General features: G+C 58.3%; 17 protein-coding genes. 12 read left to right on the forward strand and 5 right to left on the reverse strand.

Translation table 11 applies throughout. From position 1 onward, the window contains the following. Position 1: 1 nt before the first annotated feature. A complete protein-coding gene (locus CPJ18_RS19730) occupies positions 2 to 577 on the reverse strand; it encodes a PAS domain-containing protein (RefSeq protein ID WP_077102774.1) in 576 nt (191 codons plus the stop codon). A 225-nt stretch (positions 578 to 802) separates the two neighbouring features. Between CPJ18_RS19730 and CPJ18_RS19735 the strand changes: the two genes are divergently transcribed. Then, complete coding sequence (locus CPJ18_RS19735) at positions 803 to 1,000, forward strand: Flp family type IVb pilin (RefSeq protein WP_077102776.1); 198 nt, start codon at positions 803 to 805, stop codon at positions 998 to 1,000. A gap of 13 nt (positions 1,001 to 1,013) precedes the next feature. On the opposite strand, the gene CPJ18_RS19740 is transcribed toward CPJ18_RS19735, so the two are convergent. Beyond that, the gene (locus CPJ18_RS19740; protein ID WP_103586263.1) at positions 1,014 to 1,910 is read right to left on the reverse strand and encodes a methyltransferase domain-containing protein; all 897 of its coding nucleotides are present in this window, start codon (positions 1,908 to 1,910) and stop codon (positions 1,014 to 1,016) included. A gap of 115 nt (positions 1,911 to 2,025) precedes the next feature. On the opposite strand from CPJ18_RS19740, the gene CPJ18_RS19745 reads away from it, so the two are divergent. Genes CPJ18_RS19745 through CPJ18_RS19760 form a run of 4 tightly spaced genes read left to right on the forward strand, consistent with a single transcriptional unit; the run spans position 2,026 to position 4,368 of the window. Next, entirely contained in the window at positions 2,026 to 2,748 is a 723-nt protein-coding gene (locus tag CPJ18_RS19745; RefSeq protein WP_103659730.1) for a ComF family protein, read from the forward strand. A 45-nt stretch (positions 2,749 to 2,793) separates the two neighbouring features. Then, positions 2,794 to 3,048 (forward strand): glutaredoxin 3, encoded by a 255-nt coding sequence (grxC, locus tag CPJ18_RS19750; protein ID WP_077102779.1) that lies wholly within the window; start codon positions 2,794 to 2,796, stop codon positions 3,046 to 3,048. A 34-nt stretch (positions 3,049 to 3,082) separates the two neighbouring features. Further along, a complete protein-coding gene (locus CPJ18_RS19755; RefSeq protein ID WP_103659669.1) occupies positions 3,083 to 3,943 on the forward strand; it encodes a carbon-nitrogen hydrolase family protein in 861 nt (286 codons plus the stop codon). Beyond that, the gene (locus CPJ18_RS19760) at positions 3,940 to 4,368 is read left to right on the forward strand and encodes a DUF1178 family protein (protein ID WP_077102783.1); all 429 of its coding nucleotides are present in this window, start codon (positions 3,940 to 3,942) and stop codon (positions 4,366 to 4,368) included. Before CPJ18_RS19755 ends, CPJ18_RS19760 begins: the two co-directional genes overlap by 4 nt. 9 nt (positions 4,369 to 4,377) lie before the next feature. Here CPJ18_RS19760 and ubiG read toward each other — a convergent pair whose 3' ends face one another. Beyond that, entirely contained in the window at positions 4,378 to 5,124 is a 747-nt protein-coding gene (gene ubiG / locus CPJ18_RS19765; RefSeq protein WP_103659670.1) for a bifunctional 2-polyprenyl-6-hydroxyphenol methylase/3-demethylubiquinol 3-O-methyltransferase UbiG, read from the reverse strand. Between the two features lie 206 nt (positions 5,125 to 5,330). Here ubiG and CPJ18_RS19770 point away from each other — a divergent pair, with 206 nt between their 5' ends. Beyond that, the gene (locus tag CPJ18_RS19770) at positions 5,331 to 6,155 is read left to right on the forward strand and encodes an SH3 domain-containing protein (protein ID WP_103659731.1); all 825 of its coding nucleotides are present in this window, start codon (positions 5,331 to 5,333) and stop codon (positions 6,153 to 6,155) included. 53 nt (positions 6,156 to 6,208) lie between these two features. On the opposite strand, the gene CPJ18_RS19775 is transcribed toward CPJ18_RS19770, so the two are convergent. Beyond that, the gene (locus CPJ18_RS19775; RefSeq protein ID WP_103659671.1) at positions 6,209 to 8,059 is read right to left on the reverse strand and encodes a DEAD/DEAH box helicase; all 1,851 of its coding nucleotides are present in this window, start codon (positions 8,057 to 8,059) and stop codon (positions 6,209 to 6,211) included. 353 nt (positions 8,060 to 8,412) lie between these two features. Between CPJ18_RS19775 and CPJ18_RS19780 the strand changes: the two genes are divergently transcribed. The 6 genes from CPJ18_RS19780 to clpB all read left to right on the forward strand — a co-directional run bounded on the left by CPJ18_RS19780 (position 8,413) and on the right by clpB (position 20,191). Then, entirely contained in the window at positions 8,413 to 9,690 is a 1,278-nt protein-coding gene (locus CPJ18_RS19780; RefSeq protein WP_077102789.1) for an aspartate kinase, read from the forward strand. 167 nt (positions 9,691 to 9,857) lie between these two features. Continuing rightward, the gene (ptsP, locus tag CPJ18_RS19785; protein ID WP_103586269.1) at positions 9,858 to 12,125 is read left to right on the forward strand and encodes a phosphoenolpyruvate--protein phosphotransferase; all 2,268 of its coding nucleotides are present in this window, start codon (positions 9,858 to 9,860) and stop codon (positions 12,123 to 12,125) included. A 29-nt stretch (positions 12,126 to 12,154) separates the two neighbouring features. Continuing rightward, positions 12,155 to 13,234, forward strand: a complete 1,080-nt coding sequence (gene prfA, locus CPJ18_RS19790) for a peptide chain release factor 1 (RefSeq protein ID WP_103659672.1) — start codon at positions 12,155 to 12,157, stop codon at positions 13,232 to 13,234. Next, positions 13,231 to 14,097: a peptide chain release factor N(5)-glutamine methyltransferase gene (prmC, locus tag CPJ18_RS19795; RefSeq protein ID WP_281063045.1), complete on the forward strand. Its 867-nt coding sequence runs from the start codon at positions 13,231 to 13,233 to the stop codon at positions 14,095 to 14,097. Before prfA ends, prmC begins: the two co-directional genes overlap by 4 nt. Before the next feature lie 391 nt (positions 14,098 to 14,488). After that, positions 14,489 to 15,433 carry a DUF4167 domain-containing protein gene (locus tag CPJ18_RS19800; RefSeq protein ID WP_103659673.1) on the forward strand — a complete coding sequence of 315 codons (945 nt, stop codon included), beginning with the start codon at positions 14,489 to 14,491 and terminating at the stop codon, positions 15,431 to 15,433. Positions 15,434 to 17,572: 2,139 nt separating this feature from the next. Continuing rightward, the gene (gene clpB, locus CPJ18_RS19815) at positions 17,573 to 20,191 is read left to right on the forward strand and encodes an ATP-dependent chaperone ClpB (RefSeq protein ID WP_103659675.1); all 2,619 of its coding nucleotides are present in this window, start codon (positions 17,573 to 17,575) and stop codon (positions 20,189 to 20,191) included. 58 nt (positions 20,192 to 20,249) lie between these two features. Here the strand turns inward: clpB and CPJ18_RS19820 are convergent, their stop codons facing one another. Then, positions 20,250 to 22,187: a M23 family metallopeptidase gene (locus CPJ18_RS19820; RefSeq protein WP_103659676.1), complete on the reverse strand. Its 1,938-nt coding sequence runs from the start codon at positions 22,185 to 22,187 to the stop codon at positions 20,250 to 20,252. Positions 22,188 to 22,600 lie beyond the last annotated feature (413 nt).

Raw genomic sequence — 22,600 nt, forward strand, 5'->3', positions numbered from 1 at the left:
ATCAATAGGGGGAGTTTTGTTCCCATTCCGCCAATGTTAGTTTTGCTTGAGCAATGGTCGTGGTCGAATTCGCGATTGTCGTAAGCGTACCCTCGATCATGATGTTGTGGTCATCGAGCAGCGGTTTGATTGTTGTTAGCGTAAGGTCGAGTTCGAGCTCATAGTCCTGCAACAGGTGTGCATGGGCGCGGCTGACATCGAATTGAGAGGCCAAAATGTAGCGCACCTGGCCAGAGGTCGCCTTCAGCTTCGACATGAACAGCAGATTGACGAAGGGGCTGTTGTCCTTGCGGAAATTAACGATTGGCGTGCGAATGGTCATAGGTCCATCGACCTGTAGAAATTCGTGGATTTTTTCGCGGGCAGTTGCGTTTTCCGCGTGCGTTCCGTTGGGGCTGGTTTGCAGCATCCGGCAGTTTTTACCCACCACATCATCGCTGCTGTAACCCGTCAGGGCACAAAACTTGTCGTTGACCAAGGCCAGATGCTGGTCATCTTGCGCGTAGGATAACGCAAGGGCAACGGACGATTTTTGGAAGAAATCCTGAAGCGATTGGTCAATTTCAAGCTGTGGCATATGGCTCATCGTTCAAACACGGGTATCGATGCTTACGATAATATGTTGCTTTAAGAAAGGCTTCGGCCACAGTTTAGGGCAGCAAGCTTTGCGCCGGAATTGCAAACATATCGCGCGCACAATCCTAGTAAAGTGCGTAACACATTACACACTTTATTGCGGTAGAAATATGCATGGTTTCACTGTGACGTGTCGTTCACGCACGCGGATCAAGGGCTTTGGGGAATGGCAGACAGGGCGGAATTCGTAGTGCGGAAGCTGGCAGCGCTTTATGCCGACCGGCGAGGCGCGACCGCCATCGAATACGGCCTCATCGTCGGCATTATTTCCATGGCGATCATCTTCGGCATGGAAAGCATCCGCGACAACCTCATGGCCATCTTCAAGATCATATCCGATACGTTCGCAAACGCCGTTGTCTGAGTGCCACTTTCTTTCAGTCGGCATCTTTTGAAGGCAATGTGATTTCCGTCGTCTTCAGCGTGTCGGCAAGCCGAACTTTTGCCGAGCCGGGTTTTAGCGGCTTCTGCTGGCTTTCATGTGGCGCCCATCCCGACACGTAGATAATTGAGAAGGTTGCGCGGATACGACCGTCGGGATCGCTGTATTTGTCTGCATAAATCTCGGCAGCGCGCATCAGGAAACGCTTCGTCAGCGGCTTTCTGCTTCGGTCCATCAATGGGTTGGTCATGCCCATGGCGCGCAGGTCGCGCATCAGCGGAAGGATGGAATCGTAGCGCACCGTGTAGGTTTCGGCGTCCGTCACTGGCAGTGCAAAACCGGCGCGCTGCAACAGCGCACCCACATCACGCACATCGGCAAAGGGAATGACACGGGCGCTTGCGCCACCGCTGAGCTCGATTTCCGTGGATAGAAGCACATCCCGCAGTTCCTGCAAGGTGCCGCTCCCGGGAATAGCCGCCAGAAACAGCCCGTCGGGCTTCAGCGCACGGCGGATCTGGATCATCGTTCCCGGTGTGTCGTTGGTCAGATGCAGGGTAAGGGGGGAAACAATCAGATTGGCCGATGCCGGTTCCAACGGCAGTTGCTCTATCGGCGCGACTTTGAAGTCCTGATATCCTTCGGCAAACGCGGCATCGGTTTCGACGCGCACGACAGCGCCGACCTTGCCGGTTTGCAGAATGCGTTGAGCCGTCACGCCCGTTGCCCCGTGAAGCTCGACGGCGGTATCGAAATGCCGCTCCACGATGGCAATCCGGTCCGCCAGCTCATCAGCTGCGATATCCAGCAGAAACAGAGCTTTGTCGTCTCTGGAGCGCCAGGCGCGCTTGCGGTTCTTCTCCACCAGCACCGGGTCGAAAATCATATCCATGCCGTCATCCATCCAAACTTTGCTGCCGCAAAGGCACCCGTTCGCGCCTATTGTCAACCACATGGGCCAGCGGCAAAAGCTGTTTTCAAACGTGGGTGGGGTCGGTGCGCTGCGAATGGTCTGGCGCGCGCTGGCCGATTTCGTCTACCCGCCATCCTGCGTGGGTTGCGGGCGTATGACCAAAAGTGGCGGAGCGTTTTGTACAGAGTGCTGGGCGCAGGTGACATTCATCGAACGGCCTTATTGCGAGGTGTTGGGCATTCCTTTCGCGCATGACCATGGCCCGGGCATTCTCAGCGCTGAAGCCATTGCCGAGCCGCCGCCGTTCCAACGCCTGCGAGCGGCCACCATCCATGATGGCCCCGCCAGAAAGCTCGTCCACCAGCTCAAATATCTTGACCGTACAGATCTCGCGCTGCTGATGGCATCGTGGATGCTGCGGGCAAGCGATGGGATGGTGGCCGCGTGTGATTGCATCGTTCCCGTGCCTCTGCACAGGCGGCGTTTTCTTGCACGCAGGTTCAATCAGTCCGCCGAGCTTGCGCGTCACGTCGCGGCTCTCTCGGGCAAACCGTTTCTCTCCTCCACCCTGTTGCGCGTCAAGCCGACGAGCCGGCAGGTGGGCCTTTCCGCCCGCGCCCGTCAGCAGAATGTGCGCGGTGCCTTTGCAATAGCGCCGGGGCGGGAAGCCGACATTGTCGGCAAGGGTGTCGTGCTGATCGATGATGTCTACACCACGGGTGCAACCGTTGCGGCAGCGGCGCGCAGTCTGAAGAAGGCAGGTGCCTCAGATGTGACTGTTTTGACCTTTGCAATGGCGATTTCCGGGCCTATATGACACGGGAGAGACCGGGTTTGGTCGATAGTTCGAGGGTTGAAACCGATGGCATCCGTTACGATTTACACACGTGATTTTTGTGGCTTTTGCGCCCGTGCAAAAGCACTTCTGGAAAGCAAGGGCGTTGATTTCGCTGAATTCAATGCCACCACAAACCCTGATTATCGTCAGGAAATGATGGATAAATCTGGCCGCAACACCTTCCCGCAAATCTTCATCGGCACGAACCATGTCGGCGGCTGCGACGATCTGCATGCACTTGACCGTGATGGCAAGCTGGACGCTCTTCTGGCGAGCTGATTTGAGTACGACGACGATGCAAGGGACAAACAAGATGAGCTTCAAGGCTGCCGCAATTCAGATGTGTTCGGGGGTCGATCCGATAGCAAACGCCGCCAGCATGGAGCGTCTTATTCGTGATGCCGCATCCCAAGGTGCCGTCTACGTTCAGACACCGGAGATGACGGGTGCCATCCAGAAAGATCGCGATGCGCTCCGTGCGGTTCTGAAGGACGAGAAGGTCGATATCATCGTCCTGACGGCGGCTAGACTTGCCCGTGAACTCGGCATCTACGTTCATGTCGGCTCTACCGCCATTGCTCGCGCCGACGGCAAGATTGCCAATCGCGGCTTCCTGTTTGCGCCAGATGGTGAGCGCATCTGCACCTACGACAAAATCCACATGTTCGACGTCGATCTCGACAATGGTGAAAGCTGGCGCGAAAGTGCGGCTTATGAGGCCGGCACAGAAGCCCGCGTCGCCGAACTGCCGCTTGCGACGTTCGGCTTTGCGATTTGCTACGATGTCCGCTTCCCGTCGCTGTTTCGCACCGAGGCCGTTGCGGGTGCGCAGGTTCTCACCGTTCCTGCCGCTTTTACGAAACAGACCGGTGAAGCGCATTGGGAAATTCTGCTGCGGGCTCGCGCCATCGAAAATGGCGCGTTTCTCGTGGCTGCTGCGCAGGGCGGCACCCATGAAGACGGTCGCGAAACCTTCGGCCATTCGATGATCATCGATCCCTGGGGCAATGTTCTGGCGATGGCCGGTGGCGCTGGCGAAGAAATCATCTTTGCGGATATCGATCCAGAGGCCGTCGCATCGGCACGCGGCAAAATCCCCAATCTCAAGAATGCCCGCGATTTCAACCTCGATACGGTTAGAAACAACGCAGGCGCAGGGGGCAGCGTACAGTGATACGCTATTCGCTCCACTGCGAAAACGCCCATGAGTTCGAGGGCTGGTTTTCCGGCAGCGCCGATTTCGACAACCAGCTTCAGCGCGGCCTGATCGGCTGCCCTGTCTGCGGTTCATCCTCCGTGGAAAAGATGCTGATGGCACCATCCGTGTCCACGGCCCGCAAGAAAGACGCCACGCGCACGCTTGCTTTGGACACGGCACAGAAGCAGGCCTTCGCCAAGATCAAGGAAACGCTGGCGACCATCCGCGCCAATACCGAAGATGTCGGTGACAAGTTTGCGGAGGAAGCCCGCAAAATTCACTATGGTGAGGTTGAACAGCGCGGCATCATCGGGCAGGCATCTCCGCAAGAAGCCATGGCGCTGATCGAAGAAGGCATCGAAGTTGCGCCCCTTCCGGTCCTGCCTGACGATGTGAACTGACGGTCTGCGCTAAGCCGGACGCTTCGCCAGTATCATGTAATTCACTTCCATATCCGGCGACAGGTTCCAGCGGTCCTGTAGCATGTTGTAGAAGACGCCGGTGCGGTGAACGATGTGCATGCCGTCACTGACGAGGGGCTTTTCCAGCTCGTCCGGGCGCACCAGCTTTTCATACTGGTGTGTTCCACGCGGAAGCCAGCGCAAGACATTTTCCGCTGCAAAAATCGCCAGAGCGCGAGCCTTTAAGGTTCTGTTGATCGTGGCTGCAAACATCAGCCCGTTAGGGCGCACCATCTTCGCGCATGTCTTGAGGAAAAGCTCAACATCGGCCACATGTTCCACCACCTCCATGTTCAAAACGATGTCGAAAGTCTCACCCACTGCCAGCAACTGCTCAGCGGTCACGGCGCGGTAATCGACGGAGACATTGTTTTCACGGGCATGGGTCGAGGCGATGCCGATGTTCTTCTCCGATGGGTCTGCACCGACCACATCCGCACCCATCCGTGCCATCGGTTCAGACAGCAGCCCGCCGCCGCAGCCTATATCCAGAACCCGCAATCCTTCCAGCGGGCGGTGCGCCTTGGGGTCGCGACCGAAATTCTCGCAGGCGCGGTTGCGGATATATTCGAGACGGACGGGATTGAACTTGTGCAGCGGCCGGAATTTACCAGTCGGGCTCCACCACTCCGCGGCCATGGCGGAAAACCGGTCCACTTCGCTCTGGTCGATGGTCGTTTTTGCGGTTTCGCTCATGGTTCTACTCCATCCGTGTTCAGTCCCTGAAGTCGGATGCTTGGTCCGCGAAGTCAAGGGGCGGTCCTCATCTCAGGCTTCAGGCGGACCCGAAAGGAACCGTTATCAGGGCATTTTCGTTTCATGCTGCGTTCATCATCAAGCGCGTATTTTCGAAATGTCACATGCCGATATCGGCGGCCAAGCTCTTGCTTGAGGGAGAAAAAATGAAGAAGAAACTGTTTGGTGCCTTTGCGCTGCTTGCGCTTGTCGCCGCCCCGGCCTTGGCTGAAGCGGCGACTCAGGGCTTTTCCACTGCCAACGTCAATATGCGCTCCGGACCGAGCACGGCATACCCAGCCGTTGTGGTCATTCCCAATGGCGAACCACTGACGATCCACGGTTGCCTGTCGGATACACCGTGGTGCGACGTTTCGTTCAGCTATGGTCGTGGCTGGGTCGCCGGGCGTTACGTTCAGGCCATCTACCGACAGAACCGCGTCTATGTAGAGCCGCGCTACTACCGTGATCTCGGCGTGCCGATTATCACCTTCGAAGCCGGACGTTATTGGGATCAGAACTACCGGAACCGCGATTTCTACCGTGATCGTGACCGCTGGCGCCGTCCGCCACCATCGGGTGGCTACTGGAACGCCCCGCCACCGCGCGATTTCGGTGGCCCGCCACCCCGTCCACGGGATGACTGGCGTGGTCGTGACGACCGTAGAGACCGCGGTCCGAACGATGGTCGTTGGGAGCAGCGTCATGGCGATTGGAACCAGAACGATCGTCAACGTCCACCGATGCGGGATCGCGACAATGACCGACAGCGTTGGGATAACGACAATCGCGACCGTGATCGCAACAGAGACCGGGACGTCAACCGTGACAACAACCGGGATCGCAACCGCGATATGAACCAAAACGATCCACGTCGTCAGAATGATGAGGGTAGAGGTCGTCCAGATGGTAATCGCCCACCGCCACCACCGCAGGATGGACAGCAGTTGGGTTGTATCGTGGGTTCGCCCGGCTGCCAGCTACCTAGGTAGTTCCTACATCGCAAAAAGAAAAAACCCGGCGGATCATCTCCGCCGGGTTTTTGTTATGTGCGATCTTTTTTCTTCGGAGCGCGCTTTTCGAATGGCTTGTCTTTTTTGCCGTCGAACTTCGCTGGTCTGTCACCAGCGGGCACCGCCGCTTTCTTTTTCCAAGGCTTGTCTTCCGTGCGGCGTTCGCCACCGGCTGCGGGCTTTTCGGCAAATTTCCGCTGCGGTTTTGCAGGGCGCGTGTCTTCGCGCGCACCACCGGTCATGTCGGGCTTGCCGTCCATGGCCTTCACGCGGATGCCCTTTTCCAGCATCATGTCCTTGCCGAGTGCGGAGGTGAAACGGTCCACCGCATCGGCGGCCAGCTCCACATAGGTCTCCGTCTGCTGCATGCGGATCGCGCCGATATCCTGACGCGTCAGCTTGCCGAAACGGCACAGCATGGGAATGAGCCAGCGTGGTTCGGCATTCTGCTTGCGGCCAACGGAAAGCGTGAACCAGCCGCTGTCGGAAAAGTCGGAACGGTCGCGGCGTGGCTCGTTGTTTTCAACGGTCTCGAAGCCTTCGCGGCGCGGCTTGCGGGCACCATCCAGCGAAACTTCGGCGATGTCCTCAGGTGCTGAACGACCCGCATGGTAGAGACGCACGAAAGCAGCAGCGACCTTTTCGGCACCGTGCTGTTCCAAAAGCTTAGCGACGAAATCGCGCTCGTCATCGTTGACATTTTCCGTCAGCGAGGCGTCGGCCAGCAGGCGTTCGCCATCCCGCTGCGTGATTTCTTCTGCAGATGGTGGGCGAACCCATGCGGGGCTGACCTTGGCACCTTCGAGCAGGCGTTCGGCCTTACGGCGCTGGCTCATCGGCACGACGATAGCGCTGATGCCCTTCTGTCCGGCGCGGCCCGTACGGCCGGAGCGGTGCAGAAGCGTATCGGAGTTGGTCGGCAGATCGGCGTGGATGACCAGCTCGAGACCCGGCAAGTCGATACCGCGTGCGGCAACGTCTGTCGCCACGCAAACGCGGGCGCGGCCATCACGCATGGCTTGCAGTGCATGTGTACGCTCGTTCTGGCTCAATTCACCAGACAGCGCCACGACGGAGAAACCACGATTGTTCAGGCGCGCGGTCAGATGGTTGACGGCAGCACGGGTCGAGCAGAACACGATGGCGTTGCGGGCCTCATAAAAGCGCAGCGCATTGATGATCGCGTTTTCGCGGTCGGATGGCGAAACCACCATGGCGCGATATTCGATATCGACGTGCTGCTTCTGCTCGGATGTCGTCGCAACGCGCACAGCATTCTTCTGGTAGCTTTCGGCAAGCTTGGCAATGCTGCGCGAAACGGTCGCCGAAAACATCAATGTGCGGCGGTCAGATGGCGATTCCTCGAGAATGAATTCCAGATCTTCGCGGAAACCGAGGTCGAGCATCTCGTCGGCCTCATCCAGCACCACGGCGCGAATGGACGAAAGGTCCAGCGCCTTGCGCTTGATGTGGTCGCACAGACGACCCGGCGTGCCGACGATGATATGCGCACCGCGCTCCAGCGCACGGCGCTCGGCTCTGATGTCCATGCCGCCCACGCAGGACGCAATGGAAACGCCGGTGAACTCATAAAGCCATTCCAGCTCGCGCATCACCTGCATGGCAAGTTCGCGGGTCGGGGCAATGGCGATGCCGAGTGGCGCCCCGGCCTGGCCGAAACGGCCATTCTTCTGCAACAGCGTCGGCGCAATCGCCATACCGAAGGCGACGGTCTTGCCAGAGCCCGTCTGGGCGGAAACCAGCGCGTCCTGTCCGTCCAGCTCAGGGGCAAGCATTGCCTTCTGAACAGGGGTCAAATCTTTGTAGCCGCGTTTTTCCAACGCCTGTGCAATCGCCGGGGCGATACCCTGGGTTTCTGTCATCTACCGTCTTTCGGATATTGGGCTGCCTGCATCCGCTCGAAACCATTAGATCATAAGGGTTATAAAGCAGCCGATACGGGCCATTTCGGCCATTCAGCCAGTTGAATTGACGCGCTCATACTGTGAATAGCGACGTTTGTACAGACCAAAGCGGTACGCTCGCTTTGTTGAAACGCCGTACATGGGGCACTGTCTCGGCAAAAAGGCGTACCGCACGGTTCATAAACGGCATTGCGTGGCCCATGCCTTTTCGCTATGAGACCCGGAACTGAGGCCGTTTTTAGGAAGGGCCGACTGGGTTGTGCTCTTGTCCGCCGTTTGGGCGGTAATAATGGGATGGTACTGGTCAAACTATGGCGCGCATTGTCATGAAATTCGGCGGTACATCCGTCGCAAATCTCGAACGCATTCATAATGTCGCGCGGCATGTGAAACGTGAAGTGGATGCTGGCCATGAAGTGGCCGTGGTGGTGTCCGCCATGTCCGGCAAAACCAACGAATTGGTGGACTGGGTCCAGAACACCCCTAAGGTGGCCGGCTCCAAGGAAACATCGTTCTACGATGCGCGTGAATATGATGCGATCGTCGCCTCAGGCGAGCAGGTCACATCAGGCCTTCTGGCCATCGCCTTGCAGTCCATGGGCGTCAATGCCCGCTCGTGGCAGGGCTGGCAAATTCCCATCCGCACCGATAATGCCCACGGTGCTGCCCGCATTCTCGAGATTGACGGGTCCGATATCGTCCGCCGCATGGGCGAGGGCCAAGTCGCCGTCGTTGCCGGTTTCCAGGGTTTAGGCCCGGATAACCGCATTGCCACGCTTGGTCGTGGTGGGTCGGATACATCTGCCGTTGCCATCGCCGCTGCCGTCAAGGCAGATCGTTGCGATATCTATACCGATGTCGACGGTGTCTACACCACCGATCCGCGCATCGTGCCAAAGGCACGCCGCCTGAAGAAGGTCGCCTTCGAGGAAATGCTCGAAATGGCGTCTCTCGGCGCAAAAGTTTTGCAGGTTCGCTCTGTCGAGCTTGCCATGGTGCACAAGGTTCGTACCTTCGTGCGCTCCAGTTTCGAGGATCCCGATGCGCCGGGCATGGGTGACCTTATCAATCCGCCCGGTACTTTGATTTGTGACGAGGAAGAAATCGTGGAACAGGAAGTCGTAACCGGCATCGCCTATGCCAAGGACGAAGCACAAATTTCGCTGCGCCGCCTGTCGGACCGGCCGGGTGTTTCCGCTGCCATCTTCGGACCCTTGGCCGAAGCGCATATCAATGTGGACATGATCGTGCAGAACATCTCAGAAGATGGTTCGCGCACCGATATGACGTTTACGGTTCCATCGGGCGATATGCCCAAGGCCATCAAGGTTCTGGAAGACAACAAGACCCAGATTGGTTTTGACGTCGTTCAGAACGAAACCGGCCTTGCCAAGGTGTCGGTCATCGGCATCGGCATGCGCAGCCACGCCGGTGTTGCTGCCAGCGCGTTCAAGGCTCTGGCCGAGAAGAATATCAACATCAAGGCCATCACGACGTCGGAAATCAAGATTTCCATTCTTATTGATGGCGCATACGCGGAACTTGCAGTTCGCACTTTGCATTCTGCTTACGGTCTCGATAAGAGTTGATTCCGTAACGTCGATACACGTCATCCGATTCTTGTTGTGGCGTGCCTGATGTTCGGTCGGCTGTGCATCCCTGCCTTGCGGTTTGCTGTGCAGGCGGCATAGATTTTGATTGATTGCCATGCGGATCATCTCGGCCCGCATGATGAAGACATCAGGGAGCACACGCGATGAGAGACCTTTCTGCAGGTCCACGCGTCCTCCTCAAGCGGCTCCGCGAAATGATGGCGGAGCATCTTGAGCCGCAGGAGCGTCTCGACCAGATTGTTCGGCAGATTGCCAGCAACATGGTCGCCGAAGTGTGTTCCGTCTACGTGCTGCGTTCCGACAGTGTGCTGGAGCTTTATGCCACCGAAGGACTCAATAAAGACGCAGTCCATCTTGCCCAGTTGAAAATGGGGCAGGGCCTCGTCGGCACCATCGCCGCATCTGCCCAACCGCTCAATCTTTCCGATGCTCAGGCGCATCCAGCTTTCCGCTATCTCCCTGAAACGGGTGAAGAAATTTATCATTCCTTCCTGGGTGTGCCGATTTTGAGATCCGGTCGCACTCTTGGCGTTCTTGTCGTCCAGAACAAGACCAGCCGAACATACCGGGAGGATGAAGTTGAAGCGCTTGAAACCACTGCGATGCTCATTGCGGAAATCGTAGCGAGCGGTGAATTGAAAACAATCACCCGCCCCGGCGTCGAACTGGATCTGACGAGAGCCGTCTCGATCGATGGCGATGCCTATGGTGAAGGCATCGGCCTTGGCCATGTCGTGCTGCACGATCCGCGTATTGTCGTCACCAATCTCCTGAACGAGGACGCCGACACCGAAATTCGGCGTCTGGCGGAAGCCATAGGCTCCCTGCGCCTGTCCATCGACGACATGCTCCAGCGCCGCGATGTCGCCACCGAAGGCGAGCATCGCGAGGTGCTGGAAACCTACCGCATGTTCGCCCATGACCAGGGCTGGGTTCGCCGTATGGAAGAAGCCATCCGCAACGGCCTGACGGCGGAAGCGGCGGTCGAAAAGGTTCAAAGCGATACGAAGGCGCGCATGATGCGCCTGACCGATCCTTATCTGCGCGAGCGGATGCATGATTTCGACGATCTGGCCAACCGCCTGTTGCGCCAGCTGATCGGTTATGGCGGTCGCCCACCGGAGCAGGATTTTCCAGCCGACGCCATCGTTCTGGCCCGCGCCATGGGTGCTGCCGAACTGCTAGATTATCCGCGTGAAAAGCTGCGTGGTCTTGTATTGGAAGACGGTGCCGTCACCAGCCACGTCGTCATCGTTGCCCGGGCCATGGGCATCCCCATCATCGGCCAGGCCGCGGGCATCGTGGCGCTTGCGGAAAACAACGACCCGATCATCATCGACGGTGATGACGGGCAGGTCCATCTGCGCCCCGTCATCGACTTGCAGCGCGCCTATGAGGAAAAAGTTCGTCTGCGCGCCAAGCGTCAGGAACAGTTCCGGGCGCTGCGCGATGTCGAGCCTGTTACCAAGGATGGCGTTCGCGTCGATCTGAAGATGAACGCTGGCCTACTTGTCGATCTGCCGCAGCTGGAAGAATCCGGCGCTGATGGCATCGGCCTGTTCCGCACCGAATTGCAATTCATGATCGCCTCGAACATGCCCAAGGGTGAGGAGCAGGAAGCCTTTTACCGCAGCGTTCTGCGCAACGCCAAGGGCAAGCCGGTCACCTTCCGCACACTGGATATCGGCGGCGATAAGGTCGTGTCCTATATGCGCGGTCAGGAAGAGGAAAACCCGGCGCTCGGCTGGCGCGCCATCCGTCTGTCGCTGGACCGTCCCGGCCTGATGCGCACGCAATTGCGCTCGCTGTTGCGCGCCGCCTCCGGTGCCGAATTGCGCGTCATGTTGCCCATGATTACGGAAGTGTCCGAAATCCGCGCAGCGCGCGAACTGTTGCAAAAGGAAGTGCAGCACCTGTCGAAATTCGGCCATTCCCTGCCGCGCAAGTTGCAATTCGGCGCGATGCTCGAAGTGCCGGCGCTGATGTGGCAGCTGGATGAGCTGATGCAGGAAGTCGATTTCGTCTCCGTCGGCTCCAATGATCTGTTCCAGTTCACCATGGCGGTGGATCGCGGCAATGCGCGCGTGTCCGACCGGTTCGATAATCTGGGCAAACCGTTCCTGCGCATTCTGCGCGATATCGTTCGTGCAGGCGCACGCAACAACACGCTTGTGACATTGTGCGGCGAAATGGCTAGCAAGCCATTGTCGGCCATGGCACTGATGGGACTGGGCTTCCGCTCCGTCTCCATGTCGCCAACGGCCATCGGCCCGGTTAAAGCCATGTTGCTGGGACTGGATGTCGGCGCACTGGCGGCTGAGCTCGATGCGGCACTGGACGATCAAAAGTCGGTGGAAAGCACCCGGCAGGTGCTTTTGCGCTTTGCAGCCACCCATTCTATCCCTATCTGAAAGCCAACAACAATTGGAGTGCGTGACAGGTGGCTAAGCTCCCCGTCGAAAAAATGCGTGAGCTTGAGCGGCGTTTCGGTGAAATCGAAGCGCGCATGGCTGCTGGCCCTGCGGCCGATGTCTATGTGAAGCTGGCGTCCGAATATTCCGAGCTGCAACCGGTCGTCAACAAAATCCGCGAATACGAAAAAGCGCTTGCCGAAGCTGCCGATCTCGAGGCGTTGCTTGCGGATAAATCGACCGACAAAGACATGCGCGATCTCGCCGAGGCCGAGCTGCCTGATATATCCGAGCATATCGAAACCCTCGAGAAGGACATGCAGATCCTTCTTCTGCCCAAGGACGCCGCCGACGAGAAAAGCGCCATCCTTGAAATTCGCGCTGGCACCGGCGGCTCTGAAGCCGCTCTCTTCGCGGGCGATCTGTTTCGCATGTATGAGCGCTTTGCCAGCACCAAGGGCTGGAAGGTGGAAATCCTCTCGGCCAGCGAAGGTGAGGCGGGCGGCTTCAAGGAAATCATCGCCACCATCACCGGGCGCGGCGTGTTCTCCAAACTGAAATTCGAATCCGGCGTTCACCGCGTGCAACGCGTGCCGGATACGGAAGCCAGCGGGCGCATTCACACCTCTGCGGCAACCGTCGCCGTTCTGCCGGAAGCCGAAGAGATCGACATCGAAATCCGCCCTGAGGACATCCGCATCGATACCATGCGTGCATCCGGTGCCGGCGGGCAGCACGTCAATACCACCGACTCTGCTGTCCGCATCACCCATTTGCCCACCGGCCTCATCGTCACCAGTTCGGAAAAATCGCAGCACCAGAACCGCGCAAAGGCCATGCAGGTTCTGCGCTCGCGTCTTTATGATATCGAGCGTCAGAAAGTGGATGGCGAGCGGTCTGCCGAGCGCAAGAGCCAAGTCGGCTCCGGCGACCGGTCCGAGCGCATCCGCACTTATAATTTTCCGCAAGGCCGCATTACCGATCACCGCATCAACCTCACGCTCTACAAGCTGGATCGTATGATCGAGGGTGACATAGACGAGATGGTGGACGCTCTGATTTCTGACTATCAAGCCGGACAACTGGCCCAGCTCGGCGAGCAGTCGTGAGCCAGTCGCCGCTGACGGTCGATGCATTCGCCGCGCAGATGCGCAAGCGTCTGACTGACGCCGGTATCGCCGATCCGCTGACCGACACGCGCTTGCTGATGGGGGAGGTCGTCGGTTTTTCGCTGACGGATTTCGTCTTGAACGGCATCCGCCCGGTCAGTGAAGAAGAGACCGCGCGGATCGAGGCCATGATTGCCCGACGCGAACATGGCGAACCGGTGCATCGCATTCTCGGCCATCGCGAATTCTATGGCCTTGATCTGGTTCTGTCTCAGGGCACATTGGAGCCGAGGCCGGACACCGAAGTGCTGGTGGATGCGTTGCTGCCCCACGTCAAACGCATCATCGCGAATACTGGCACCGCACGCATTCTCGATATGGGCACAGGCACCGGTGCCATCTGTCTGGCGCTTCTGCATGAATGCCCTGAAGCCACCGGCGTCGGCAGCGATATTTCACCAGATGCTCTGGAAACGGCGCGCAAGAACGCACACTGGCACGGGCTCGATGCCAGGTTCGAGGCAGTCGAATGCCACTGGTTCGAGCAGATTTCCGGTCGTTTCGACATAATCGTGTCGAATCCGCCTTATATAAAAACAGAAGTTATCGAAACGCTTGATCGCGACGTGTGCAATTTCGACCCGATGCTGGCGCTCGATGGCGGTGAGGACGGCCTTTCTCCTTACCGCTCGATTGCCGAAAAAGCGGTGGATTTCCTCGGCGAAGACGGCGTTATCGGCGTTGAAATCGGTTACGATCAAAAAGTGGATGTGACGGCTATATTCGCAAGCAACGCATATGGCTGTATCGAAGCAATCAGGGATTATGGCGGGAATGATCGCGCTTTGATCTTTTGCAAATAGGCCGGATTGATCCCATATGTGTTTTGTTCAAGGTTATTTTGCAAAGCAAAAGAAAAGGCTTGGATTTCCACGGGAAGCGGGCTAGTTTGCCGCCACATGCAGGGTGGCTGAGGGCGAATTTTAGATTCGCCATGGTAAGGATCAGTCCCGACGCGGGTTCTTTTTGAGAGCCCTGTAAGGCTGGGCGTTCCCGGCATGTGACTCAGTAAACTTTGTTCGCAGGCGGCTAGATGCAGCATTTGCGCATCCGGGCAATATACGCGAGGTCTTGTCCTTGGGGTCAAGGCGCGCGATGGGAGCAGTTTCGGAAAACCGGGCCGTGGTCCACCCTTCCGCCATTGCATCGAAACAACGATAATTATCAGCAAGACAGAATTCAGGTGAGCAATTGATGAGGCCAGGACAGCAAAACAAGCGCGGCCGGGGGCGTGGCAGCAACAACAATAACAATGGCGGCGGCGGTGGTGGCAGCGGAAACAACAACAATAACTTCAACCGCAAGGGCGGCAATCCGCTCACCAGAAGTTACGATAGTTCCGGCCCGGATGTTAAAGTACGCGGCACAGCTCAGCATATAGCCGAAAAATATTTGACGCTTGCCCGCGATTCTCAAAGCTCCGGCGACCGCGTTATGGCTGAAAACTACCTGCAGCACGCAGAACATTATAACCGTATCATCTTGTCCGCTCAGGCGCAGATGCAGGAACGCTTCCAGCGCGATGAACGCGGCGAGTTCCAGCAGGACCGTGACGGCGACGATATCGACGGCGATGACAATGATGACGGCTTGGGCTGTGCACCTTCCATGCAGGATCACCAGGACCAGCGCTCGCAGCGCAACGAGCAGCCTCAACGCAATGACCAGTCTCAGCGCAACGAACAGCCAGAGCGCCAGGAACGGTCGGACCGCACTGAGCGTCAGGACCGCCCTGAGCGTGCCGAGCGCCAGGATCGTCCAGAGCGTCAGGAACGAAACGAGCGCCGCGACCGTCGCGAACGACCGGCCCGTCAGGAACGTCAGCCGCGCGAAGGTGAAGAAGAGAACGTTGCCGTTGTTGCACCGCCCTCAACACCAGCACCTGTTCCAGTCAGCGTACCCGTCTATGACGCCAGCTCTGCACCGCAGCCTGTCATCGAAGGCACGCCCAAGGAAGTTGCCGTAGAAGAAGAAGCCCAGGTCGGCTCTGCTCCAACGGAACGCACCCCGCGCCGCCCCCGCAGCACCAGCCCCCGCCCCCGCCGCCCCCGTCGGGCTGCCGGCAGCGAAGATGGCGAAGCAGCCCCGGAAGGCACAGAAGGCGGCGACGCCTCGACGCTGGAAAACGCCGCAGAGTAATCCGCAAGCGTTTGTCAGTTTGCCAGTTCAAAACCCCGGTTCGCCGGGGTTTTTCGTTTTTGTGGGTGGATGTTTCGAGGGTGATGGGTGTGACCCTTCCTTCGGCTGGTTGAGCATGACGTTTGACGGAATGGGGTGACTTGACCGACCACCAAAAGAGCGCAAAGCAGCCGTGATGGCGACAGCATTCACCTTGAAGTTGGAGGCGTAACTTGATATCTGCGGATGAGGCACCTAGCCAGCTAGCATGAGGAATATGCCGTTTACCCCCCTCTGTCCTGCCGGACATCTCCCCCTCAAGGGGGGGAGATCGGAAAGACGCACGCTCCCCACTCTATCCGCAGCAGTAGTGATGGCCGGTCTATCCGCAGCTGTCGAGATGGCCGGGCGCGATCCACGAGTCGATCTCCCCACCTGAGGGGGAGATGCCCGGCAGGGCAGAGGGGGGTAAGCCCCACCCTCCAACCTCTCTAGCAAAAATACTCCCCAACCAAATCAACACCTTACCCAAAAACCCGCGAAACCCTCAAAAAAACCTCCCACACTTTTCTCCACGGCGCACGAATCACCCGCACAATCTCCCCGTTCCGCTCTCGGATACACCGCAAGGCGTTGCGGCGAGGCGGGGCCGGCGCTTGTGGTGAAGGGATACGCAAATCTTCACCATCGGGATCTGGTAGCGATTTCCCCGGTGGTACGGGAAAAGGGGCAGCGCCGGTTTCGGACCGGCTGGCGCAACCTTTCTACCGTCCGCATCGGCCGGCTGTGCCTTGGCCCGCAAACCTTTGAAGTTTCGGTGCCGGGTCACGGCGGTCCGGTGCGTCCGCTACCGGGTGTACCGACAGCTCATCGGCTTCTGGTCGAACGCGACCGTGAGGGGCTTGAAGCGAAAGTCAGGCGGTACACAGGAACACGCTGCATCTGCCCCGCACCAGAGATGGTGCGAACGGATCGCTGGGAGAAGCATCGGCCGGGGCTGGCGGATGCGGACGTTGCGAAAAACGGATCGACCCTGTCCCGCGCCTCGATCAATCGGCGCGGATCAGGACGAAGGCAGATGTGGTCGAACTGGCAGGCGGATGTTTCAGCAATGAAGCCCCGCCGCCCGGAAGGTGAAGGGTCGGACCTTGAACATGTCCGACCGGTTCTCCGGCAAGGTTTCGCCTTTGCCATCCGGGACACGCCAGCCATGGCAAGAAGATCGCTGGCGGACACAAACCGCCGAACGGGGCGCTGTGAGGTGCCATATCTAAACGACCCAACGGGGCAGCTTGCAGCGCCCCGTCCGATATACCATGGCCGAGAATGGCGATGGGACCTGAGAATGAAGCAAACCACGGGCAGATGCTGCCGCGTGAACGGCGAAGCTTGCGTAAGCGGTGGCCGGGATTTTTGACAGGATTGGATTGGATGATGGCAGGTGTGGCTGAAGGCAATTTTTTTGCCTCAGGCAACGCTAGAGGCGACCGCAACGGCAGCAACCCTCATCCTGAGGCGCGAAGGCGAAGCCGCAGCCTCGAAGGACGGGGGTTGCGGATTTGGGGCAGCGTGCGCTGCTGGATGCTTCGAGGCTTTGGCTTTCGGCCAAAGCACCTCAGCATGAGGGCGGAGGGTATGGTTGCCCGCACCCATTGAGAGGGCGGAATATGCCGCTACCCCCTCTCTGCCCTGCCGGGCATCTCCCCCAGGTGGGGAGATCGGCAAGAGGCACGCTTACTGCCCAACAACACCCTTCAGAGCAGGATAGGTCGGTAAGACATGCCGTTGCCCCGCAATCAATGTTCAAGATGTCCGGTGAGCGCCCCCCAGCGAATTTCCCCACCTGTGGGGGAGATGCCCGGCAGGGCAGAGGGGGGTAAGCCACACCCACAAACGCTAACAACATATCGCGCGTGCACAAAGCCAAACCCTCCCCTCCAAAAAATCTACTCCCGCCCATTTCCACCCTCTTTAAACCAGCCAAATTCCGTACCATATCAACCCCAACGGAGCAGAATGCGCGGCGGCCAGCCAAGCCTCTGTTCCAGGCGATAACGGCACATGCCTGATATCGTAGCGGGGCTTGCCGCTTCAGGGAGCCTCAACCCTAACAAGCCGTACTGTGCCGATGACGGGCAGGGCGGTAAAAGGAGTTATGAGATGAACATTGAGAAATATTCCGAACGGGTCCGTGGTTTCCTGCAATCGGCCCAAACCTATGCCCTTGCCGAAAACCATCAGCAATTCGCGGCCGAACATGTGCTGAAAGTGCTGCTGGATGATGACCAGGGCATGGCCGCATCGCTCATCGAGCGGGCTGGCGGCAACGCCAAAGAAGCCCGCATTGCCAACGATGCAGCGCTTGGCAAACTGCCGAAAGTCTCCGGCGGCAATGGCGGTCTTTCGCTGACTGCACCGCTGGCCAAGGTGTTTTCAACCGCCGAAGACGTGGCGAAAAAGGCAGGTGACAGCTTCGTTACCGTCGAGCGCTTGCTGCAGGCACTCGCCATCGAAACATCGGCCAGCACATCCGCGTCCTTGAAGAAGGCTGGCGTCACCGCCCAGGCCCTCAATCAGGTTATCAACGATATCCGCAAGGGCCGCACCGCCGATGGTGCCAACGCCGAACAGGGTTTCGATGCGCTTAAGAAGTTCGCCCGTGATCTGACCGCAGATGCCCGTGACGGCAAGCTCGACCCAGTTATCGGTCGTGACGACGAAATCCGCCGCACCATGCAGGTTCTGTCGCGCCGCACCAAGAACAACCCCGTTCTGATCGGTGAACCCGGCGTCGGTAAAACGGCGATTGCCGAAGGTCTGGCGCTGCGCATCATCAATGGTGACGTGCCGGAAAGCCTCAAAGACAAAAAGCTGATGGCGCTGGATATGGGTGCGCTGATTGCCGGTGCGAAATATCGCGGTGAGTTTGAGGAGCGCCTGAAGGCCGTGCTGAACGAGGTTCAGGCCGAAGCTGGCGGCATCATTCTGTTCATCGATGAAATGCACACGCTGGTTGGAGCGGGCAAGGCAGATGGCGCGATGGATGCGTCCAATCTGCTGAAACCGGCTCTGGCCCGTGGCGAATTGCACTGCGTTGGCGCAACCACGCTCGATGAATATCGCAAGCATGTGGAAAGGGACCCGGCGCTTGCCCGTCGTTTCCAGCCGGTGCTGGTGGATGAGCCGACCGTGGAAGACACGATCTCCATCCTGCGCGGTCTGAAGGAAAAATACGAACAGCATCATAAGGTCCGCATCTCGGACTCGGCTCTGGTTGCGGCTGCAACGCTGTCCAACCGCTATATCACCGACCGCTTTTTGCCGGACAAGGCCATCGACCTGATGGACGAAGCCGCATCGCGGCTGCGCATGCAGGTGGATTCGAAGCCGGAAGAGCTGGACGAGCTTGACCGCCGCATCATGCAGCTGAAAATCGAGCGTGAAGCCTTGAAGCAGGAGACGGATGCCTCTTCCGCAGACCGGTTGAAGCGTCTCGAGGACGAGTTGACCGACACCGAAGAAAAAGCCGATGCCCTGACCGCCCGCTGGCAGGCGGAAAAGCAGAAGCTTGGCCATGCCGCCGATCTGAAGAAGCAGCTGGAAGATGCGCGTAACGAGCTGGCAATCGCCCAGCGCGGCGGGCAGTTCCAGCGGGCTGGCGAGTTGACCTATGGCATCATTCCCGGTCTCGAAAAGGAACTGGCTGCCGCCGAAGAGCGCGACAGCAGTGGCGCCGGTTCGATGGTTCAGGAAGTGGTGACGGCGGACAATATCGCGCAGGTCATTTCCCGCTGGACCGGCATTCCTGTCGATCGCATGCTGGAAGGCCAGCGTGAAAAGCTGCTGCGCATGGAAGACGAGCTTGCCAAGTCCGTCGTTGGCCAGGGCGAAGCCGTTCAGGCCGTGTCGAAAGCAGTTCGCCGTGCACGCGCCGGCTTGCAGGATCCCAACCGCCCGATCGGTTCCTTCATCTTCCTCGGACCAACCGGGGTGGGCAAGACCGAGCTGACCAAGGCGCTGGCTCGTTTTCTGTTCGATGACGACACCGCGATGGTTCGCCTCGACATGTCGGAATATATGGAGAAACACTCCGTAGCCCGGCTGATCGGTGCGCCTCCAGGCTATGTCGGCTACGAGGAAGGCGGCGCGTTGACGGAGGCGGTTCGTCGTCGGCCCTATCAGGTCGTGCTGTTCGATGAGATCGAAAAGGCGCATCCGGATGTCTTCAACGTCCTGTTGCAGGTGCTGGATGATGGCCGTCTGACAGACGGGCAGGGCCGCACGGTCGACTTCAAGAACACCATCATCATCATGACCTCGAACCTCGGTTCGGAGTTCCTGACGCAGATGGGCGATAATGATCAGGTCGATTCAGTACGTGAACTGGTAATGGAACGTGTCCGGTCGCATTTCCGGCCGGAGTTCCTCAACCGTATCGATGATATCATCCTATTCCATCGCCTGCATCGCAATGAGATGGGTGCCATCGTCGATATCCAGCTTCAGCGTCTCGTGTCGCTTCTCAACGACCGCAAGATCATGCTGGAACTGGACGAGGATGCGCGCATCTGGCTGGCCGACAAGGGTTACGATCCTGCCTATGGCGCCCGCCCACTCAAGCGCGTCATCCAGAAATCCGTTCAGGACCGTCTCGCCGAGATGATCCTGGGTGGCGAAATCCCGGATGGTTCCCGCGTCAAGGTCACGTCTGGTACGGACCGGCTGCTGTTCAAGATCAAGCCGCTGCGTCCAGACGTCGAAACTGCGGACGCTGCGTGATCAAAACGAAAAAGGGCTCCAGAAATGGAGCCCTTTCTAATTTTAGAGACATGCGGTTTTACCGGCTGGCAACCTGTTCGGCTTTACCATCGATATTCAGTAGAGTATCGATACGTTTTCTCTCGTCCGAAAAGCGCGCCAATGCCTCGCCGGAAAGAGACTTGCCACCCGGCAGGCGCACTTTCATGGCATCGACCTTGGTGCCGTTGACGATAAGCTCATAATGCAGATGCGCACCTGTCGATAGCCCGGTCGATCCGACATAGCCGATCACTTGGCCCTGGGTGACGCGGGCACCCTCTGTCACACCTTTGGCAATCGCATTCTGGTGATTGTAGGAGGAAACATATCCGTTCGCATGGCGGATCAGCGTCTGGTTGCCATAGCCGGAAGCCCATCCAGCCTTTTCAACGACGCCGTTGCCCGTGGCAATAATCGGCGTTCCACGCGGCGCTGCCCAGTCCGTGCCAGTATGCATACGGCTGAACCGCAAGACCGGGTGGCGGCGCATGCCGAAGCCGGATGTCATGCGACCGTTCGGCACAGGGTTGCGGATCAGGAACTGCCGGATGCTTTTGCCCTGGCCATCGAAGTAATCGACGCTGCCATCATCCGGATTCTGAAAACGGTAAAAACGGGTCTCGGTGTCGCCGAACTTGGCATTCACATACAGCAACTCGGATTGATCCGTCGCCTTGCCATCAGGTCCTTCGACCGAGAAAAAAGCCTCCAGCGAATCCGACGGCTTCAGCTGTGCCTGAAAATCGACACTGCTGGCCAGCAACTTCACCAACTGCGCAACCATCGTCTGGTTCATGCCGTAGGTCAGCGCCGCCCGGTAAACGCCATCATACACACGCGGCAAATCGCGGTTGGCCGTCAGCGGCGCGTTGCTGCTGTCGAACGCCGTGGCGACAGCATCCAGTTGCGGCGGCTCGCTGGCCTTGATGAATCTTTTGGTGTCGTTGGTCGCAACAGTCACGACATGGCGGGCCTTGCGATAGAGGCTGGCCCGCACGACATCGCTTTTTTCATCGCTCTGCAGAATCCCGATCCGCAACACATCGCCAGCCTGCACTTCGGCCGACCCGTTCTCGGCACTCAAGGCGTCCGCCGTCTGCTTAGCCTGCTCCTTGGAATATCCAGCACCGAAAAGGGCGGCCTCCATGGTCTGAGCCTGCCGAACAGGTATCACGTCGTCCGCATATTCCTGAACTTTGACGTTTGAAGTCTGTGGCGTGGAAACGGACATGTTCTGCTCAACAACGCGGGCCGAAAGCCCCGCCGTCATATCCACATCTTCAGTTGCCTCGAAGCGGCGCGGATCGATATAATAGAGAGCGGATAGCTGCTCGTTGCCATCGGTCAACATCGAACCGTTGGAGCGGACCGCCTCTTCCACCTCATCAAAGCTCATCGCAGCAGCATAGGCAAACGGGCTGTTCTTTGTCGGGAAAGCGACAGTCTTCAAGCTGACCTCGGACTCGACTTCCGACCCATAGATCGTGCCGGTCTTGCTGGCGGCAGGAGAGGCATCCTCATTCGTCGCAAAAATATTCAGCGGATCAAAAGGAGGATAGTCATCCTGATTGGTATAGTTGGCCGCAAGCGCTATCTTGACATGAGAAAAGGGCACTTTACGCACCACTTCCTTGTCCCCATCGTGAATGACGGTGGAGACATCCATAACAGAACGGTCAGAAGGTCTCGCTGCAATATTGGGTGCCAGAAGGCGAACGCCGCGGCGCACTGTCTCAGATGCATCGTGCTCCATGTCGGCGCGTGCGAATGCTTCAGCCGGAATAGCCAACTGCTGACGACCATCGAGAGCTGCAAACAAGGCTACGCCCATAAGGATAGAAGACGTAATGCCTGTGAGAAATGTTCCGCTCAGCCAACGCAACGAGATTTCCCGTCGGTCAGGCGCTCGTCGACCTTCCGCCAAAATAGGCGGCTCGGTCCCCAGCGAACGGATCATGTCTCTGTTCGTCGTCATGCCTGTTGGGACCGATCGCTCATATAATCTCCAGAAACCATCACGCCGAAGGTGTGCAACTTTCAGACAAGCGAGTCAAACGCTGGCCGAGATTAACGAGCCATAGTCCCAAACTTCTTGTCTTAAAGATTCGTTGAGATTTCGAGATACGTCCCGCTCGCGGCAAAAACGTGGCGCTTAGCCAGTTCGGTTGGAAGAAACCCGTTTTACTGGGAAATCGGTTGGCCCAATTACAGCTATAAGGAGTGTCCTAGCCTGGATTTAAGAGAGAAACCAAAATACTCCAACCAAATCAGGCACTTGCCATTTTTCTGATTTTTCTTCTTTTGGTGCTGTTGACTATGTCTGAGGTGTTCCTCTATAAGTCCGCTCACTGACGAGGGCGGCGGCGCTGCTAGCGACGATGTCCTTCG

This window comes from Agrobacterium rosae (assembly GCF_002915175.1).
Classification (GTDB): Bacteria; Pseudomonadota; Alphaproteobacteria; order Rhizobiales; family Rhizobiaceae; genus Agrobacterium; species Agrobacterium rosae.

What these genes read in the sequence shown, in the direction of transcription:
- CPJ18_RS19730 (WP_077102774.1), bottom strand. Translation starts at nt 577, where the DNA reads ATGCCACAGCTTGAAATTGACCAATCGCTTCAGGATTTCTTCCAAAAA.
- CPJ18_RS19735 (WP_077102776.1), top strand. Translation starts at nt 803, where the DNA reads ATGGCAGACAGGGCGGAATTCGTAGTGCGGAAGCTGGCAGCGCTTTAT.
- CPJ18_RS19740 (WP_103586263.1), bottom strand. Translation starts at nt 1,910, where the DNA reads ATGGATATGATTTTCGACCCGGTGCTGGTGGAGAAGAACCGCAAGCGC.
- CPJ18_RS19745 (WP_103659730.1), top strand. Translation starts at nt 2,026, where the DNA reads ATGGTCTGGCGCGCGCTGGCCGATTTCGTCTACCCGCCATCCTGCGTG.
- grxC (WP_077102779.1), top strand. Translation starts at nt 2,794, where the DNA reads ATGGCATCCGTTACGATTTACACACGTGATTTTTGTGGCTTTTGCGCC.
- CPJ18_RS19755 (WP_103659669.1), top strand. Translation starts at nt 3,083, where the DNA reads ATGAGCTTCAAGGCTGCCGCAATTCAGATGTGTTCGGGGGTCGATCCG.
- ubiG (WP_103659670.1), bottom strand. Translation starts at nt 5,124, where the DNA reads ATGAGCGAAACCGCAAAAACGACCATCGACCAGAGCGAAGTGGACCGG.
- CPJ18_RS19770 (WP_103659731.1), top strand. Translation starts at nt 5,331, where the DNA reads ATGAAGAAGAAACTGTTTGGTGCCTTTGCGCTGCTTGCGCTTGTCGCC.
- CPJ18_RS19775 (WP_103659671.1), bottom strand. Translation starts at nt 8,059, where the DNA reads ATGACAGAAACCCAGGGTATCGCCCCGGCGATTGCACAGGCGTTGGAA.
- CPJ18_RS19780 (WP_077102789.1), top strand. Translation starts at nt 8,413, where the DNA reads ATGGCGCGCATTGTCATGAAATTCGGCGGTACATCCGTCGCAAATCTC.
- ptsP (WP_103586269.1), top strand. Translation starts at nt 9,858, where the DNA reads ATGAGAGACCTTTCTGCAGGTCCACGCGTCCTCCTCAAGCGGCTCCGC.
- CPJ18_RS19800 (WP_103659673.1), top strand. Translation starts at nt 14,489, where the DNA reads ATGAGGCCAGGACAGCAAAACAAGCGCGGCCGGGGGCGTGGCAGCAAC.
- clpB (WP_103659675.1), top strand. Translation starts at nt 17,573, where the DNA reads ATGAACATTGAGAAATATTCCGAACGGGTCCGTGGTTTCCTGCAATCG.
- CPJ18_RS19820 (WP_103659676.1), bottom strand. Translation starts at nt 22,187, where the DNA reads ATGACGACGAACAGAGACATGATCCGTTCGCTGGGGACCGAGCCGCCT.